The organism is uncultured Senegalimassilia sp., from assembly GCF_934630535.1.
Taxonomy (GTDB): Bacteria; Actinomycetota; Coriobacteriia; order Coriobacteriales; family Eggerthellaceae; genus Senegalimassilia.
The window spans coordinates 16,605-35,052 of record NZ_CAKTVU010000009.1; the positions used below are offsets into that span (position 1 = coordinate 16,605).

Below are 18,448 nucleotides of genomic sequence, written 5' to 3' on the forward strand. Positions count from 1 at the left end.
AACGCGACCGCTTCGCACGATCGCCCACACCAACGACGCCGGCATCCGCGCTACCCGAACAGGCGCAGGTAGCGGTCGACCAGGCCCATCGTGCCTTCCATGTAACCCTTCATGTAGCCCTGCACCGGCGTGGAGTCCTGGTGGCTGCCCATCCACGCCATCATCTGGATGCGGCGCTGCAGGATGAACGTGTCGATTTCCACGAAGTCGGTGTCGGTGAACGGCAGCACTTTGCGGTAGCCGTCAAGCCACGCGTTGACCAGGTCGGGGACGTCATCGCGCTCCTCGATGAACGTCAGCGCGCCGGCAAGGTCGTGCAGGTGCCAACCGAAGCCGAAGTCGTCGAAGTCGATGACCTTGATCACGTCGCCCTCGACGATGATGTTCGTATCGCGCAGGTCGGCATGGATGACGCCGTAGTTCTGGTCCGTCTTGCCATATCGCTCCAAGCGCGCCTTGATGATGTCGCAGCAACGCTCGATCTTCGCCTGAGCCTCAGGGTGCAGATCCGGGTAGTCGCGCCAGTTTCCCCAGATGGCGTTGGGGCCGATGACGTTGTCGAAGTCCCATTCGAAGCGCTTGATGTCCTTTGTGCCGTTCCAGATCTCGGTCTGGCGGTGCAAGTAGGCAGTCGTTTTGCCGAGCACGCGGAAATGCGCCGGCGCCACCTCGGGCGAATTGTCGTGCTCAAGCGTTTCGCCGGTCAGGAACTCGGTTGCCACGCAGAAGTAGCAGATACCGTCGCGCTCGATCTGCTGGATGTAGGACCCATCGCGCGCCGGGATGGGATTGGCCACCTTCAGCGGCGTGTAGTCGTTGATCTGGCGCAGCCAGCTGATTTCGCTCTCGTACTCCTCAAGCTTGTGGTAACCCGGGCGCCCGACGCGCAGCACGAACAGCTTTTCGCTGGTCAGCAGATTGTATACCAAATAGGTTGCGTTTTCGGAAAACGCCAACAGCTTCACGTCGAAGTCGTCGTAGGGGTAGCGCGCGGCGGCGGAGCGCGCCACTTCCATGAACACTTCGGGATTCTCGAAATTCGTTGCCATCATGATCTCCTTGCAATCGCAGATGCGGCCAGGCGGGCGCCGACGCGGGCGCCCGCCGCCGCATCCCTTCTAGCGTTCCAGCTGTTCAAGCGACGTTTCCAGCGCGCTGGCGAAAAAGTCCAGGTCGGCGTCGTCGAACACCAGCGGCGGGCGCACCTTCAGCACGTTGCCGTACGGCCCGCACAGCGAGATGAGCACGCGATTCTCGCGCAGTTGCTCGATAAGCCTCACGGCAAAGGGGCGATCAGCCTCGAGCGTGCCGGGGCGCACCACCTCCACGCCGTTGAATAAGCCTGCGCCGCGCACGTCCGCCAGCTGCGGGTGGCGCGAGGCGACATCGCGCATCGCCTTGCGCAGCTTCTCGCCCATCTCGTGCGTGTGCGCCAGGACGTCGTTCTCGCGAATGTAGTCGAGCACCGCCTGCGCCGCGGCCATGGACACGGGGTTGCCGGCGAACGTGTTGAAGTACGGGTTGTTCTCGGCGAACGCGTCGAGCACATCGGAACGGATAGCCATGGCCGCGCACGGGATGCCGTTGGCCATGGGCTTTCCCATGGTGACGATGTCGGGCACGATGCCGTGGCGCTCGAATCCCCAGAACGCATCGCCCGTGCGGCAGAATCCGGGCTGCACCTCATCGGCGATGTAGGCGCCGCCTTCGCGATGCACCAGGTCGATGACCGGTTTCAGGAAACCACGCACGCCGGGGATGATGCCATCGGAGGAGAATATGCCATCGAAGAGCACGCCGGCGAACTTGATGCCGTGACGACGCATGTCGGCGATCTGCACCGAGATCTGGTCGCACATCCACGGCCCCAGATCCTCGGTACCCAAGCGGAACGTGTCGGGCGAGGGGATCATGCGCATGGTACGGCTCATGGCAACGGTTTTGCCGATGGACGGCGACAGCCCCGAGATCAGCGCCGTGTTGCCGTGGTACGCCTCGCCGGTCACGATGATGCCCTCGCCGCCGGTGTAAAGCTGCGCGCAACGTACGGCCAGGTCATTGGCCTCGGAGCCCGAGCACATGAACATGATGCGGTCGATCTCGCCCGGCATGGTGGACAGCAGGTCCTCCGCGTAGTTCAAGATGTTCTCGTGCACGTAGCGCGTGTGCGTGTTCAGCAGCTGCATCTGACGCGTGACGGCTTCGGTGATCGCCGGGTTGCTGTGGCCCATGGACGGGATGTTGTTGTACATGTCCAGATACTCGGTGCCGTCGGCGTCGAACAGGCGCGTGCCGCGGCCGCGCACCAGGTGCAACGGCTTCTGGTAAAACAGGCGGTAGCACGGCCCGAGCACCTTGCGGCGCGCGACCAGGTCGTGCAGCTCGCCGTCGAGCGTGCCAAGGTCGTCCATGTTGAAGCTGTTCGATTCCAGGATGCCGCAATCCTCAGAAGTGCTCATGTTTTGCCTCGTTTCGTACGGGAAATGATGGATGGGAGTTTGCGGGAAACGTGCGCGCGGGCGCGAGAAGGGGCGGGCAAACTGCCGCCGAACACGGGGCGCGCGGGATGCGAGAAGCACAGGGAGGCGGTGCGACGGCTGCGGGCGGGCGCGATACCCTGCAGCCGCGGCCGTCGCGCAGGCCGCTAGCCCAGTTCCGCCTCGGCCGCCTTCAGCGCCGCGAATTCTTCCTCAGGCGCGTTTCCGACCAGGTGCTTTCTCGAGTAGGCGAAGAAGTACACCATGAGGCCCGCCAGCACGGCAAGCGTGCAGCCGGCGGCAAAGGCGTCGACCACGAAGGTCGAGACGATGGCTACGAGCGACAGCACGAACGAGATGCTGGTCAAAACGATGCCGCCGGGCGTCTTGAAACCGCGCTCCATGTCGGGTTCTTTCTTGCGCAGGATAATGTGCGACAGGTTCATCATGGCGTAGGACACGCACGCGGCGAACACAGCCATGTTCAGCAAGATGTCGCCGTTTTGCACGATTGCGGCCAGGGCGAACGCGATAGCGCCGAGCACGACGAGCGCAACGTACGGCGTCTTGCGAGAACCGGTGACCGACAGGAACTTCGGCAGATAGCCGGCGCGGGACAGGGCAAAAGCCTGGCGGGAGCCGGAGAACACCGTGGAGAAGAACGACGCCACCAAGCCGGCAAGGCCCGCATAGTTCACGAACGTCGCCAGCGGGCCTTCGCCCACCTCGTTCAGCGCGTCGACCAGAGGCGCAGCCGCGGTGCCGGCAAATTCGGCCCCGGCGCCGCCGGCGGTCAGAATGAGCACGAGCGCGCCGGTGACCATGAGCGTCAGCATGGCGCCGATGATGCCGCGAGGCATATCGCGCTTGGGGTCGGCCGATTCCTCAGCGGCCAGCGGCACGCCTTCGACGGCCAGGAACAGCCAGATGCCGAACGGCAGCGCCGAGAGCACGCCGCCGAGCCCAAAGGGCAAAAGCGTGGTGCCGCCGTCGACTGCGGGCGCGATGTTGAACAGATTCGCCGCGTCGAAATGCGGCGCGATGCCGACGAAGAATGCAATGAGCGCCACCATGGCGACCGCCGTGATGCCGAACACGATTTTGAGCGCCTCGCCCACGCCGATCAGGTGGATGCCGACGAACACGACGAAGAAGAAGCCGATGATCGCGGCTGACGGGACGTCGGAGAACAGGCCGAGCGCATGCACGTACGCCGCGATGAACGTCGAGATCGCCGCCGGGCAGATGGTGTACTCGATGAGGATGGCGAATCCGGTGAGCGCGCCGCCGACCTTGCCCATGGCGCGGCGGGCGAAGCCGTAGCCGGCGCCGGCCGCCGGCATCGCCGACGACATTTCGGCCAGGCCGAGCACCATGAACAGGTACATCGCGCCCATCACCAGGAACGCGATCAGCATTCCCAGCCAGCCGCCGTAGCCGATTCCGTAGTTCCAACCTGAGAAGTCTCCGCTGATCACATACGCGATTCCAAGACTCATCAGCAGCACCCAGTTGACGGAGCCCTTCTTAAGCGATCGCTTTTCGAAGTACTCTTTCGACTCCGCCGTTCCGCCGCCAAGAACGGCCGTTCCTGCGGGTGGGGTCATAAGGCATCACATCCTTCGTTTCGTTTCCTACCTTGCAAATGTCGATCGATCCGTTTGCACGGTTTGCATAGTAGGTTCGGAGGTGCGAGGGCAGCCGGACAACGTGCGCGTTAGCAAAGCTTCAACCGAAGCGAAACAAGCGCGAAACTCAGCGGAAGCGAACACGTTACATGCGCCCGCAGCGCGAAACGGGCGGGCGGGCTGCGGGCAGGCCGCGGGCGGGCGGGAAACGCGATACGTCTGCGTTTTAATCGCCCCCGGCGCAGTAGCACCAGAAACATCGAATGCATTTCCCCAGGTCACAGCGCTGCACATAACACTGTCTGCGACGCGCCGCGTATTAAAACGCAGACGTATCGCGTTTTGCGAGAACAGGCGCGCGGGGAGCAAGCGCAAACGGGGCCCGCGAGCGCAAAAAAGCCCCGCAGCTGAAGCTGCGGGGCTTTTAAGACGGCAAAGCGCACGCGGTTTCGCAAGCGCGATTTTGAGCGGACGAGCAAAGGCCATCGCTTGTAGCAAGCACCTTGAGGGCACGACGTACAGCGAGGAGCACCGACTGTTCGTCGACGCGCCCACCGAGCACAAGCTGCGCGTCGCGGAGCGCGGAGCGATGCGGATTCGCAGGGCGAGCCGGCCGCCGACTATTTCAGCAGCTTGATGCTGATGGCCTTTGCCGGGCAGGCCTCCACGCACTTGCCGCATTTCGAGCACTCGGGGATGCGGCGCGAGTGCGGGTCGAGCTGCTCGGGGCACGCGTCGACGCACGCATGGCAATCCACGCCGCGGCTGCGCAGGCACGCGTCGGCCTTGACGCGCGGGCGCAGTGTGACATTGAGGTTCGACAACAGGCTGACCAGGGCGGATATGGGACAGATCTTGCTGCACCACTTGCGCAGGACCGTGACCTCCGCGATCAGGATGATCGGGAAGACGACGAGCGCCCAGGTGGGCTCGTTGAACTGCACCAGGTTCCACAGCCCGATGATAGTCGCGAACGTCAGGCCGATCGGGCAGATAAGGCAAAACACCGGGAAGCCGAACACGGCCGCAGAAGCCAGCGTTCCCACCAGCACCGCATGACGGCTATCCAACCGCACGCCGTCGCGCGCGCCTCCCACCGGGGCCAACGCCTTACCGCACGCAGACGCGCCCGCGCAAGCCGCGCACGCGGAGGGCGTGCAGGTGGGAGCCACCTCCGACGCGGGCGCGGAGTCGGATGCGGCGGGATGAGCTGGGCGGCTTTCGCCCGCGCCCTCCCCCCTCGCTGCCGCAGCGTCCGTAGCTGCCGCCGTTCCGGTAACGGAGGGCGTGCAGGCTAGCTGCGTTTCCTCAGGTTCGGCGGTTTTGCTGCCAAAAACTGCGCGAGTGCGTGCGGAATCGAGCGAGCGGGACCCGGAATCGGCTGCGCAGGCGTTGGTTGTGCGTCCTGAAGCTGCGGTTGTTACATGAAGCGCGTCGTTCGCGCATTCATCCGCTGCCGGCAACACGCACTCGCGCGTTTTTTGGCAGCTGGCGCCCGATACCGTTCGAATTCGAGGCCTGGCAGCATCAACCGGGTCGGCCGAGGCCTCCGCCTGGGCGGAACCCGCATCGAGCTCACCGCAAGAGGCAGGGTTATCGTGCCCGGCGTCGGACCCCGCCGCGGTGTCGCGCTCCGCCGCGTTCTTGGCCGAGGCGGCGCGCTTTTTCGGGCGGAAGAACTTCTGCAGCCAGGGCACGGGGCACATCCAGGCGCAAAACGCCTTGCCCACCAGGGCGATCAGCACCACGACTAACGCGAACAGCAACAGCGGATGCAGCATGACGCCCTTCGCACCCGCCATGGTCTCAAGCGCGCCCAATGGGCAGATGGCCGAGATCTGCTGGATGCCGAACGCCGAGGGCGTGCCGATGTCCACGTGAAACGCCATGCCAACCAGCACGAACGCCACGCACGCAAGCGCAACCCACCCACGTGCCGTACGGAAGCGGGACTTTTTGGGCGCGCCCTTAGAAGCCGCCCTTCCATGATTTGCAGACGTATCGGATGCATCAGAGGGCGGGACAACCGCGCCAGTCGCCGAAGCGGCGCGCGGCCGCCCCTGCGATTGCTCATGTCCCAGCAAGATGTCGTCGTTTTCCCTGCTCATCGCCTAGGCCTCCTTCCCTGCTGCGCGCACGTTGATGCCGCGGTCGGTGCCGCCGGCGAACGCGAGGTAGCTGTTCGACGGGCATGCGTTCTCACACGCGCCGCATCCGTTGCATTTCGCCTGATCGACGACGGGGCGGTTCGCATCGTCCAGCGCGATCGCCCCGTACGGGCACGAGTCGACGCACACCTGGCAGCCGCCTTGGGCCCATGCGATGCAACGCTCGCGGTCCACGACCGCGATGCCGATGACCTGCGCCGGGTCGTGCGCGCCCGCGATCGACCCCGCCGGGCACACGTCCTCGCACACGCCGCAAAAGTCGCACGCGCCGCGATGGAAATCCATGATGGGCGTACGCCAGTTCAGCACGCCGTCCTCGAGCACGCCCGTGCGCAGGCAGCGCTGCGGGCAGGCCGTTTCGCACCGATTGCACTTCAAGCAGATGGCGCGGAAATGCGCCTCGTCCTGCGCGCCGGGAGGGCGCAAAAGCCCCCGATCCTCGCCTTCCAGCGCATACGCCACGCCGCCGACCGCAAACATGCCGGCCACGGCGCCGGCGCCGACCAGCACCCCGCGGCGCGTGATGCTCGGCTGATCGCCCATGAACCTATCCTTTCTCATCTCACGGCCGCACCCCCTCGGCCCCTTTTCCCCAATCCATCAGGCGAAACGCGCTATGCTGCCCGCTTGCCTGCCAGATCTTGCAAAACCTCTAGCTCGTCGGCGATGACGTCGGTCTCCATGTGCACGAACCCGCGCGTCACCTTCGCAACGCCGCGATAGAAACGCGTTTCCGCCACATCGAGCACGGCATCGCACAAATCGTCGACCCAATTGAGCTGATGCAACCGGTGAAAATCGGAGACCGTTTCACCAAGCGCCTGGGCGCGCGCAAAATCGCCCGCCAGAAGCGCGGCGTTCGTACGCTCGATGACCGTCGCCAGGAACTCGAACTCAAACGACACATGGTCCTCGGGAACATGCAGATCGGCCTGGGGCTGGATGCCCTGCTCGCAATACATCTTGTAGACCTCGTCGCGCGCCTCCTGCATCATGAGCCCGAGCTGGCTGGTGAACACGCTTTCGAACGGCGTGGCGGCGAACGTCTCGTAATTCCCCGCTGCCAGGAACGTGTGCGCATAATCGCAGGCCAGCGCCTGGCGCGTGCCGGAATTCACATGGCGAAGGTAGCGGCGCATGTCGTCGTAGCCTTGGGCGATGAGGTCGTCATCGCCGTCCATTCCGGCGAAATCCATGCCCGCCAGATGCTCGACCTGCTCCTGCGTCAACTCGCGGAAGAACAGCTCGCCCAGCATGCGGTAGTACGCCGCACGCCCGGCGTTCACCTCGATGAGCTGGGAAATCAGCTGATCGCGCTCTTCTTGTTGCTGCGTCTTCGCCGCGTTGTCGTCGGCCATGATCGCCCCTTTCTGCCGAAGCGCCCGTTTGTCTTCGGGCGCTCACGTCCATTGTCGCCCCGCGCGAACGGGCAAACCGCGCGCAAAGGCCGAGTATCGATTTTCGTTAGCCGCATCCCATGCGCGACCCGCTGCCGTGACCGAGGCGCCAAGGATGCCCCGGCGGTGCAGGCACCCCGACGATGCCGGGGATATCCCGATATCGCCCAAGACGAAAGGTCGCGGCCGCGCGGCGAACGCTTTCGACAACGCCGAAAGCCGCTGCAGGTTGCACCATGCTCGATGCGCTCGCGGTTCGCATTCGCCGGGGGAAGGGAGGGAGGTAGGGAGAGCGAATACGAACCGCGAATACATCGCGGGAAAAGCCCGAAAGAGCGCTTGAAGGGAAGATCCCGTAAACCTCCGCTAAAAGCACGATCTGCGAAACGGGATCGGGATTCGGGAAGCCTACGCGGCATGCGAGAGCCCCTTCCCGCGGGGAAAGCCGATACGTCTGCGTTTGCTTTCCAGCCCCCCAAGTAGCTAGCTCGGTAAGGCAATCGTTTGCCCTAGTCAAACGGTTGTGCATAAATGAGCTACTTGGAGCTCCCCGGTTTAAGCGCAGACGTATCGGCTTTCCGCCTCGCGCTTGCGCGCCAACGCGAATCGGCCCCGCCCCGGCGGCCTGAGCCGCCGGGCAAACCGGCCGGGGGAAGGGAATCCCCTTCCCCCGGCCTTGCGCTTACAGCACGTTCAGGAACAGGTTCGCGATCGGGACCGTGATCAGCCACATGATGCAGCGGTAGGACACCGCGCCCACGAACGCGCAGGCCAGCGAGCCGCCGGCCATGGCCATCAGGCTCTCGGGCTTCTTGCCGAGCAGCGCGCCGCACGCGGCCGGCACCACGCCGGCGCCCAGCACGGCCACGACCAGCAGCGCCCACTGCACGCCATCGGCGGGACCCGCCCACAACACGTAGGCTGCGGCGCCCACCGCGGCCAGCACGCCGCCGACCAGCAGCGCGCGACCGTACGGCGCCACGTCGGCGTCCTTGGCCTTCGCCGCCACGACCACCAGGTAGGCGGCGATGCCCTCGGGCACCGCGGTCAGCAGGTAGCCCAGCGGCAGCAGCTGGCTGCACCAGTTCGGGCGCGCCGCCATCAGGTAGGACTCGCCCGCCATGAAGCTCAGCAGCACGCCGAACACCGCGCCGATGACGGCGACGGCCTTGCGGGCGCCCGCGCCAGCCTCGCGCTTGACCAGCACCAGGTACACCACCACGCACGCGCACAGGCAGCCCACCAGCAGCGCCTCAGTGAAGATGCCCGACGTCGGGTGGCTCAGCGCGCCCATCATGCGGTCGGGGTGCGACAGGTGCGTCACGGAAGCCAGACCGCCCACGACGGCGATCACCAGCGCCGCCAACGCCGCGGGAAACGCCGCGGCCTTCGCACGGCCGAGGAACTCATCGGCGGCGACGCACGCGAACATGCAGCCGCCCATGCCGGTCAGGGCCGTGAACAAAACCAGGGACCATTGGATCTCCATGCCTTACGCCTCCTTCGCGAACCACGCGGCGTCCTGCGCGTCGGACGCCGGCTTGATGGCGTCCACGTCATGCCACGTGGCGATCTTGTCGGACAGGATGTAGCGCGTCAGCGGCTTGTTGCCGGCGTCGTGCAGGGTGTGCAGGCTTGCCGGGTCGGCGGCCGCCACGGCCTTGGACACGTCGGAGTTCGGGTCGTCCAGGTCGCCGTAGAAGCGGGCGTTCGCGCAGCAGGCGGCCACGCACGCGGGCTCCTGCCCGGCGCTGGTCAGCTGACCGCACAGGGTGCACTTCTCGACGGCCTTCTCCTTGGCGTTCCATGAACGAACGCCATAGGGGCAGGCCATCATGCAGTATTTGCAGCCGATGCACTTCTCCTTGTCCACCAGCACCTTGCCGTCGGCGTCGCGATAGCTCGCGCCGGTCGGGCACACGTGCACGCAGGGCGCATCCTCGCACTGCTGGCACTGTACGGGCAGCCAATACTGCTCCAGGTCGGGGAAGGTCCCGTGCGGGCCGATCTGCAGCACGCGGTTCCAGTACTCGCCCAAGGCGATGCCGTTCTCGTTCTTGCAGGCCACCTCGCACGCGTGGCAGCCGATGCATTTATCCAGGTCAACAACTAAGCAATTGCGGCTCATTTGGTGTAAAACGCTCCTCCCGTGTTTTCCGTGGGCTCAGGCATCCAGGGCTCGAAGTCGGTCGGCTCGTACCAGATGCCCTCCGGGCGCTGCGCCTTGGCAACCTTGACGTGGATGCCGCGCAGGGTGTAGGTGCCGAACTCGGGGTTGAAGTAGCCCGTGTTCTTCGTCAGCACGTTCATGTTCTCCGTGGTCCAGGACTTGCGGCCGTCGGAGCCGTCCTCCAGAAACTCGGGGTTCCAGAAGCGCTCCATGTACACGGTGCCCTCCGCGATGCCCTTCGTCACGCGCGCCACGGCGAAGATGCCGTCCTTGACGACGCTCTGGCCGCCCGCCGTCAGCTCCTCGCCGGGGGCGAACTCGCTGGGGCCGAACTTCGCGTCCTTGCCGCCGGCCATGACCGTGTCGGTGGACAGGCCCGTGGTGATGTCGCGGAACACGTCCTTGCCATCGGTGCGCGGGCTCTTGATGTTCACCCAATCGCCATCGACGATGCCGTACTTGCCGGCGTTCTCGGGGCTGATCCACAGCTCGGGCGCCGGGTACAGCTCGCGCAGGTAGGGGTTGTTGCGCAGCGTGCCGTGATGGAAGTACGGGATGCGGCCCTCGGTCAGGCGCAGCGGGTACTCGTCGCCGTATTCGCTCTGGTCCTCGGGCGTGAAGTAGTACGGCATGGGGTTGTAGTCCACCACCGCGGCGGGCATGTCGAACTTCTCGTTGCCGTGACGACCCAGGTAGAGCATGGTGTCGGCGTACGGACCGCACTTCTTCGGGTTGTCCTTGATGTCGCGGGCGGCCGTGGAGAAGCCGGTGTAGGTGACCTTGCCGTCGTCGGCGCTGGCGCCTTCCATACCCGGATCCACCTTGCCGGCGACGCCGGCACCGGCGTTGACCTGGCAGTATCCGTCATACGTGGTGCCGCCCCAGTACTCGTCGTCTTCGGCCCACTTCATGGGGAAGGCATCCATGGCCTGCTCCATGGTGGTGACGGACTTGTCGCCGCCCTGCTGGGCGACCCAATCCCAGTACTCGTTGATGGTCTTCCAATATGCGGGCACCATGGGGCTGCCGATCTTCTCGTCGTCCATGCACGCCTCCATGTTGGCGTCATAGAGCTCCGAGCTGGGGTCGGACATGGCCTCGGCGATCTTGCCCCACATCATGATCTCGTCGGCGGCCTCGAACAGGTTCGTCACCGGCTTGCGCATGAGGTTGACGTTCAGGCGGTTCTGCGCGAACGCGTTCTCCAGCCACTCGCACACGGGGAACACGATGTCGGCGGCCTCGGTGGTGAAGCTGGTCGGGTACATGTAGCCGTGCACGATCAGGTCGAACTTCGGGAACGCGTCGACCCACGAGCTGGAGTTGCCCAGCGCGGCCATCTTGTTGCCGGAACGCTCGATCCACACCTTCGGCTGGTACGGCTCGCCGGTGAGCACGGCGGAGAGCACCGTGGGGATGTGGGAGTGCATCCAGCCGCCCAGGCCCTTGTGCTCGCAGTAGCCGAGGCGCTCGAGGATGGCGTCGTTGGTCTGGAACTCGTACTTCGTGTCCCCGATGAAGCCGGAGGGGAAGATGGTGGACTCGCAGCTGGTCAGGCCCTTCGAGCCCTGGCCGCCGACCTTGTTGGCCGGGCAGCCGCTATGCCACAGGTGCGCGGTCATGCAGTCCAGCGCCGCAGCGCCGATGGCGGCCTGCGCCGAACCCGGGTACATGTCGGTTGCCACGCCCAGGGAGATGCCGCCGTGCGCGCTCGAGCAGTACAGCTCGATGGCCTCGATGATCTTCTCCTTCTTGCAGCCGGTGATCTCGGCCACGGTGTCCAAATCGAAGTCGGCGCAGCGGTCCTTGTAGGCCTCGAACGCGGTCTTGCACGTGATGGTGGAGCCGTCCTTGAGCTTCACGTCCACGGTGCCGAACATCTGCGGGTGGTACGTGCCGTCGTTGTCCGGACCCAGGGCGAACGCCTTCACGACCTCGCCCTTCTCGGTGTCGAAGTACACGTAGCCCTCGTTGGTGGCGTCTACGTCGTCGAACACGGCGGAGGCGCGCAGCAGCTGGCCGTCCTTGGTGATGTCCTCGGCAACGGGCGGCAGGCTGACGTTGTCGCGCGGATCGACGAGGAACGGGAGGTTGGTCCACTGCTCGCAGAAGGTCTCGTAGCCGGAGATCTTCTCGTAGAGCTTGTTCTCGATGATGTAGTGCATCCAGCCGAGCATCATGGCCATGTCGGTGCCGGGCTTGATGGGCAGCCACACGTCGGCCTTGGAAGCGTCGGCGGTGAAGCGCGGGTCGACGACGACGGTCTTGCAGCCGTTCTCGCGCAGCTCGGCCACGCAGCGGCCGGAAGTGGAAGGCGAATGCCACGCCGGGCCGGTGCCCCAGATGACGTAGACTTCCGTCAGCCCGCCGTACTTGGCCGGCTTGTACAGCTCCGAGCATCCGGAGTCGGCGATCGAGGTGTCGCCGATGCCGTTGACCAGCGGCATCGTGAAGTTACGCGGCAGGTAGCACTGCGCGCAGCCGGGCTCGAACACGTTGCCTGCGCCCCAGAAGTTGCGGAAACGCGGCGGGCTGAAGAACTGCGGGTTGCCGCCGCCGCCCGTGGTGCACAGAAGGCCGTGCTTGCCGGTCTTGTCGCGCATGTCGATCATGTGCTGGGCCACGGTTTTCGCCGCCTCGTCCCAGCTGATGCGCTCCCACTGGTTGCCGGGCTTTGCGCCCACGCGCTTCATGGGGTACTTGTTGCGGTTGGGATGGTACAGCGCCTGGATGCCCGACAGGCCCTTCGGGCACATGCGACCCTTCGACATGGGGTCGATGGAATCGCCCCTCAGCTTGATGACGCGGCCGTTGCTCACCGTGGCGATGACGCCGCAGTTCGCGATGCAGGCGCGGCAGGACGTGCGGACCTCGTGCACGTCGTTGTCGGCCCACGCCTTGTCGCTCGGCGCCATGTTGTGGGCGCAGCCCAGCCCCAGCGCGCCGACCGCGCCGGTGACCGCTGCCGTCTTCATGAACGAGCGACGTGTCATAGTCGTAGACAAAGCTTCCTCCTCCTTTTGATCCTTGCGAACTCGTCTATTGCGATAGGCAGCGGGCATCGCCTGCTGCCATATTGCTTGTTGGGTGGGATGGGATAGGACGTGCGGGCGCGGTTACGCGGTTGCTTGCTCGCGCTTGTGGGCTCGCAACATGCGCTTGCCCGCGTCGGTTGCGACCCAGGCGCCGCGCCACACCAGCGCGCCGGCCTTGTCCAGCTTGTCGACGTAGAAGTCGGGCGAGAGCTTGTGATGATCGGCAACGATGTCTTGCGACAGGCCGGAAGCGTTCTTGAAAAGCGCCTCGATTTCCGGGAACTTGCGCGGCTGCGTGCAGAAATCGAGGACGGCGAAATAGGTGTCGCGGCGATGCGGCCGCAAGGAGAGCTGCGCCTCGATACGGCGCTCGGGAGCCAGCAGACGCACGGTTTCGGCGCCGGCATCGGTGACCTGGATGCGGTAGGTGGCGATCAGGTCGTCGGCCTCGTCTTCGGACAGGTTGGCCAGCTGCTCGTCGGCAATGGGGTTGCCTTCGCCATCGAGCGGCGTTTGCACAAGGCCGCCGGCATCGATGAGCATCTGGATCATGGCGAACGGCGTCTGCATGATGTGGCTGTAGACGAACTCGTCGGTTTGAGCGATGAAATCCTCGACCTCGGTGAAATCATGGGGCTGCTGGCAAAACGCCAGCGTTTTATACAGCGCCTCGCGCAAAGCGTTCTGCGAGCCGACGCACATGACCACCACGTTCACGCGATCAGCGAACGTGGGCTCGTCGGGAAGCTCGTATTCGGCATCCGCGCCCGCACCCTGCGCGATGGCGGCGGGGTCGACGGTTGCGGCGCCTGCGCCCGAGGCGACGGAAGGCTTGCGATCGCCGAAGCTGTCGGCCTCAGGCTCGCGTACATCCATCAGGTAGCCGCCTTCCGCATATTTCTCGTAGCTCGACGGAACCTCGAACTTCGGCAGCGGCTTGTTCTTGATGTTCATAATGACCCCCTCGTCTCGGAACGGTCACCACCATACGTTTTCCGCAAAACCCCAGCTACGTCACTAGTTAACTATGTTCGCACCTCCTTATGGTCAGTTGTTAACTAGTCGAATATGGACGTATGGGTTTAGAATGGCTAGGCAAGGAAGAGGGCTTGCGGCATCAGCTGGATAGGGACGGAAATCAGGGGGCTTACCGCGCGGACGAGACACGCGGACACACCTCCGTCCCCTGTTCACGCAAGCCGCAACGGCAGGACGGCGGAGCGATGGCGGGACGATAGCATCGCGCCGCCTTCCGGCTAACGGCTTAGCAGCCATTCAAGAATCGGGGGGGATATGGCAATCTGCGAGGAGAACGGCACAGCGCAAAGTCAGCGTGCACAAACCAAAACGACGGCAAGCATGGCCGAGCGATTCTCGAACGCGCTCGCGTCCATCGACCGGCAGGCGCCCAGCCTGACGTATCTGAGCTTGGGCTGCTGGATCGCATGGAACACCATCGCGTTCTCGGGGTCGTTTTGGCTGCACGAGACGAACAACAGCAACATCACGGAAAACCTCATGCTCGTGCATCTGCTGGCATGCTTCGTCACGCTGCTGCTCGTCGCGTCGTTCGCCGACCGTTGCTCCAAATGGGTGGCGAAAAACCGCACCACGCTCACTGGCGGCCTTGTGGCCGCGCTGGGCACGTTCCTCATCTGCAACGCCCGCAACGAGGTCCTAGGAGCAGCCGTCCCCCACTCCATGCTCACCGTGCTGTTCAACTCAGGCTGCGTGCTCGCGGGCGTCGGCACCACCATGCTGTTCGTACGCGCGACGGCCCTATTCGGCACGCTGCCGCCCCACCGCGCGCTCTACCGGCTGGCCGAGTGCACGCTGTTCTCCATCGCTGCCTATTTCGTGCTGAACGGCTGCCCGCAGCCGATCGCCGTCGCGGCCTTCATCGCATTGCCCGTGGTCGGGGCCGCGCTGTTCTGCATCCGGCGCAAAGACGTGCGCGGCGAGAAACAGGTGCTCACCACCCCGGTGAAGCTGACGCGCAGATTCTGGGTGCTGCTGGCGTCCATCGGCCTGTGCTCAACGGCGCTCGAGCTCATTCGCGCATACGTGCTGATCAGCGTGCCGCCGACGTTCGCCGTCGGCGCGAACGTGGTCTCCCAGCTCATCGAGATCCCCCTCATGATCGCCATCATGGCCGCCGTGCTGCTCGCAAGATCACGCCGCGACGGGTTCGCCAAGATGTACTCCATCGCCGCATGCGCGCTCACGGTGCTCATCGTGTGCATCGCCATGTTCTCCCTCAATACGCCCGCTGTGGCTTCGGGCGCGTGGGTGGTATGCACGTGCTACAACATGGTTGTGTGGGCCATGCTGTATTACCTGGTATATCAGTGGCGCGGCGGGGCGCTGCGCATCGTGGCGTTCGGCAATGCGGCGCTGTCGGGAGGCACGCTCGTGGCAAGCCTTTTCGCCATGGCATATCAAGCCTCGCATATCTCGGACAGCGTGATGAAGGCCATCATCGCCTTGATCGGCGTTGCCGTGCTCGTCGATGTGCTCTTCGTGTTCTCCGAGAAGCAGATCAACAGCATGCTGCTGCCCGTGGATGAGGGCGGCGCGGATTCGGCGGACGATGCTTCGGGCATCGGCGCAGCTAGGCAGCCGGGCCGATGGAAGCTGGCCTGCGAGGAGGTCGCGCGCGCCGCGGGCCTGTCCGCTCGCGAGACCGAGGTGTTCCTGGGCCTGGCGCGCGGCCGGACCGCCCAGGAGATCGCCGACCGCGAGGTTGTGTCGATCTACACCATCCGAGCCCACACCCGCAGCATCTACGCCAAGCTGGACGTGCACAGCAAAAAGGAGCTCGCAGCACTCGTGCAAAAGCAGGTTGACCAGGCAGGATAAAGCATTCGCGTAGTCCACCCGAGCCGTGTCCTCCATCGCGATGGCCCCACTGGCGGTCTTGTCCTTCCCAGAGGGATAGCGTATTCGCCTAATCCACCCGAACCATGCCGTATCGATGCTGCCCCAAAACCGCTGTCGCATCACTTCGATGCAGCAGGCTCTCGCTTTCGGCGATCGAGGTTGTCGCCGCTGCGCTTTGCGCATCAGCATTCGTGCAACAATCGCAGCGTAGAGCTCACGCACGTTCGCGAACGGGACGTGCGCCAGATTTTACGTTGCGGGCTTCCTCTATCCGGTAGAATCAGCTCATCCCAGCAGAAAGGAAGCCCCCATGATCATTCTTACCCTGCTCATCCTGTTCGTCATCGCGGCCGTCGGATCCGCGGTCGCCGGCTCGCCGATGCTGTTCGTCGTGCGGCAACAGGAGGCATCCATCATCGAGCGTCTCGGCAAGTTCAACCGCATCGTGCAGCCGGGCCTTCACTTCCTGATCCCGATCATCGAACGCCGCGCCGCCGAGGTCAATCTGCGCACGCAGGAGGCGCGCTACTCGCTCAACGGCAAGACCAAGGACAACGTGACCATCGGCACGGCGGTGTCGGTTCAGTTCCGCGTCGACCAGATGCCCGCCCAGACCGTCGAGCAGTCGGGCGTTTACCGCAGCTACTACATCCTGAGCAACCCCATCGACCAGATGGAAAGCTACATCGCCGACGCGCTGCGCTCGGCTATCCCCGGCTACACGCTTGACGAGGTGTTCGACAACAAGGACCTCATCGCGCAAAACGTGAAGGATTCCGTGACGGAGCTCATGGCGGGCTACGGCTACGACATCATCACCACGCTCATCACCGACATCGAGCTGCCGAAGGACGTCGAACGCTCCATGAACGCGATCAACTCCGCGCAGCGCGACCAGGAGGCGGCGAAGGCGCTTGCCGAGGCCGAGCGCACCAAGACCGTCGTGGCCGCGCGCGCCCAGGCCGAGGCCATGGAGCAGACGGGCATCGGCATCGCGAACCAGCGCAAGGCCATCGCCGACGGCATCGCTGCATCGCTTGACGTGATCAAGTCCTCGGGCGTGTCAGCCAAGGAAGCGAACGACCTGTTCACGTACACCCAATGGGTGGAGATGATGGGGTCGTTCGCCGAGTCCGGCAAGGCCTCGACCATCCTGCTGCCGTCGGGTTTCGAGGGTTCCTCCTCGATCCTCCCGGACATCCTTGCAGCGCAGGCCGCCCAGCAACAGCCCAAGGACGAAAGCAACCCGTTCGAGGCCTAGCCAACGCCCGACTTTGACCCACCCAAGGATCGCCGGGATTCATGCGCGCCCACAAGAGAATCGCTAGCAGCAAGAAGGGGTCGTCCCCGGAGTTCTTCCGGGGACGACCCCTAGTAGGTTACGCCTTTATCGCGGCCGTTCTGGTTCCGCGCCAGCGCCTTAGCTCGGGACCAGCACAGGCCACCTTACGCCATCACCTTGCGGGACAGGTCGATCACCTGGGCGTGGTCGGCTTCGCAAAGCTGCAGGTTACCGGCTGCCGAGTGGTTGGGGAACGCGAACGGGGGACGGAGGTGCGTTCACAGCAACGCCCCTCCGTCCCCCGTTCGCCCGCTCATCATCCCCTATTCGCCCGACGCCCCTCGTTCGCCTGGCGCGTTTGCTGTCCGCGCTTTGGAGCACGCAAGAGCGCCCCAAATCAAATCGCGCCCGACGGACGCGACCCTTCGAGGGCAACACGCTTGGTAAAAGACCGCGTGATGGACAAAAACCGTGCGTTGCACCGACACGACCCGGATTGGAGCCGAATCCAGGTCTCGATGCGGCGAAATCGACCTTGAACGCCGCATTTGCTGCCCAACTGCACACGGGTACCCTATCGAACCCTCCCGCAGTTGCGCATCTCTCGCATTTTCGGCCACGAGCACCGCAGACACCCCCGGAAGCGCCGCACCACCCTGTTCACCCAAACACAAGCGGCACCGCGAAACCCTTCCGCAGCCTATAGCGCCAGCGTAATGAACTCGCCCACGAGGGTTCCTTCCTTGTCGCAGGTAATGGCTCGATAGCGAAAATCCACAACGCTGCCAACATCGATACCATCGAGCGTAAGCTTTACTTGTTCGAAGCGCTCATCGAAATTGAAGCGATATTCTTCGCCTTGCTCAAGACCATAAGAATCCTCTGACGTTATGCGAATGCACGCAATGAGCGCGGCGGCGTCCAAAGACGTCACAACCCCTTTACCATGAAAGACCACATCGTCGATACCGCCAACCATATCGTCGGATTGCGGAACGCTTCCCCTTTTCGATTGTGCATCTTCGGCGTCAAAGACCGAGAACGTAGGCGACGATGAGCGATCCATTTTCTGAAGATGCGGAACCACCCAAAAGCATGCTCCCATCAGCAAGAGCACGATTGCAACGACCACCGCAACCTCAATTGCCCATTCAAGCATGTTGCCGTTCTTGCGCATGTCGCCTCCTTCAATTGGGGGGGCTTCAGCATAGCAAACGCACAGCTATGCCCAAGATTGCCGAAATGACTTCATCGACGAACGGTTTCTCCTGGTAATTGGCACGCCCCATAGCGAAAAGGACATCTTGGGCCGCAAAGCGGAAACTCGCGCCGCGCCGCAATACCCCCGAAGCAACACCAGACCGGACCCGATATCGATTATGCAACTCAAGCAAGCACATCGTGGTGACCC

The 18,448-nt window shown here is 64.2% G+C and carries 13 protein-coding genes; 2 read left to right on the top strand and 11 right to left on the bottom strand.

Annotated features, from left to right (window positions below):
• Positions 1 to 50: 50 nt before the first annotated feature.
• From Q0D52_RS06295 to Q0D52_RS06340, 10 genes are all read right to left on the bottom strand, one after another.
• Positions 51 to 1,052: a phosphotransferase gene (locus Q0D52_RS06295; RefSeq protein ID WP_294381029.1), complete on the bottom strand. Its 1,002-nt coding sequence runs from the start codon at positions 1,050 to 1,052 to the stop codon at positions 51 to 53.
• A gap of 66 nt (positions 1,053 to 1,118) precedes the next feature.
• Positions 1,119 to 2,459: an aspartate aminotransferase family protein gene (locus tag Q0D52_RS06300; RefSeq protein ID WP_294381032.1), complete on the bottom strand. Its 1,341-nt coding sequence runs from the start codon at positions 2,457 to 2,459 to the stop codon at positions 1,119 to 1,121.
• 185 nt (positions 2,460 to 2,644) lie between these two features.
• Complete coding sequence (gene eat, locus Q0D52_RS06305) at positions 2,645 to 4,084, bottom strand: ethanolamine permease (protein ID WP_294381033.1); 1,440 nt, start codon at positions 4,082 to 4,084, stop codon at positions 2,645 to 2,647.
• Between the two features lie 641 nt (positions 4,085 to 4,725).
• Positions 4,726 to 6,213 carry a 4Fe-4S binding protein gene (locus Q0D52_RS06310; RefSeq protein ID WP_294381035.1) on the bottom strand — a complete coding sequence of 496 codons (1,488 nt, stop codon included), beginning with the start codon at positions 6,211 to 6,213 and terminating at the stop codon, positions 4,726 to 4,728.
• 3 nt (positions 6,214 to 6,216) lie between these two features.
• Positions 6,217 to 6,816, bottom strand: coding sequence for a 4Fe-4S dicluster domain-containing protein (locus tag Q0D52_RS06315; RefSeq protein WP_294381036.1), 600 nt, complete (start codon positions 6,814 to 6,816; stop codon positions 6,217 to 6,219).
• A 71-nt stretch (positions 6,817 to 6,887) separates the two neighbouring features.
• The gene (locus Q0D52_RS06320) at positions 6,888 to 7,631 is read right to left on the bottom strand and encodes a molecular chaperone (RefSeq protein ID WP_294381038.1); all 744 of its coding nucleotides are present in this window, start codon (positions 7,629 to 7,631) and stop codon (positions 6,888 to 6,890) included.
• A 721-nt stretch (positions 7,632 to 8,352) separates the two neighbouring features.
• Positions 8,353 to 9,159 carry a DmsC/YnfH family molybdoenzyme membrane anchor subunit gene (locus tag Q0D52_RS06325; protein WP_294381040.1) on the bottom strand — a complete coding sequence of 269 codons (807 nt, stop codon included), beginning with the start codon at positions 9,157 to 9,159 and terminating at the stop codon, positions 8,353 to 8,355.
• Between the two features lie 3 nt (positions 9,160 to 9,162).
• The gene (locus Q0D52_RS06330; protein ID WP_042435612.1) at positions 9,163 to 9,798 is read right to left on the bottom strand and encodes a 4Fe-4S dicluster domain-containing protein; all 636 of its coding nucleotides are present in this window, start codon (positions 9,796 to 9,798) and stop codon (positions 9,163 to 9,165) included.
• Complete coding sequence (locus Q0D52_RS06335; RefSeq protein WP_294381044.1) at positions 9,795 to 12,845, bottom strand: molybdopterin-dependent oxidoreductase; 3,051 nt, start codon at positions 12,843 to 12,845, stop codon at positions 9,795 to 9,797. Before Q0D52_RS06335 ends, Q0D52_RS06330 begins: the two co-directional genes overlap by 4 nt.
• Positions 12,846 to 12,956: 111 nt before the next feature.
• Positions 12,957 to 13,829, bottom strand: coding sequence for a hypothetical protein (locus Q0D52_RS06340; protein WP_294381046.1), 873 nt, complete (start codon positions 13,827 to 13,829; stop codon positions 12,957 to 12,959).
• Between the two features lie 405 nt (positions 13,830 to 14,234).
• Here Q0D52_RS06340 and Q0D52_RS06345 point away from each other — a divergent pair, with 405 nt between their 5' ends.
• Both Q0D52_RS06345 and Q0D52_RS06350 read left to right on the top strand, forming a co-directional pair.
• Positions 14,235 to 15,734, top strand: a complete 1,500-nt coding sequence (locus Q0D52_RS06345; protein WP_294381048.1) for a helix-turn-helix transcriptional regulator — start codon at positions 14,235 to 14,237, stop codon at positions 15,732 to 15,734.
• Between the two features lie 331 nt (positions 15,735 to 16,065).
• Positions 16,066 to 17,016, top strand: a complete 951-nt coding sequence (locus Q0D52_RS06350) for an SPFH domain-containing protein (protein ID WP_294381050.1) — start codon at positions 16,066 to 16,068, stop codon at positions 17,014 to 17,016.
• A 721-nt stretch (positions 17,017 to 17,737) separates the two neighbouring features.
• On the opposite strand, the gene Q0D52_RS06355 is transcribed toward Q0D52_RS06350, so the two are convergent.
• Positions 17,738 to 18,214 (bottom strand): hypothetical protein, encoded by a 477-nt coding sequence (locus Q0D52_RS06355; RefSeq protein ID WP_294381052.1) that lies wholly within the window; start codon positions 18,212 to 18,214, stop codon positions 17,738 to 17,740.
• Between the last annotated feature and the right edge of the window lie 234 nt (positions 18,215 to 18,448).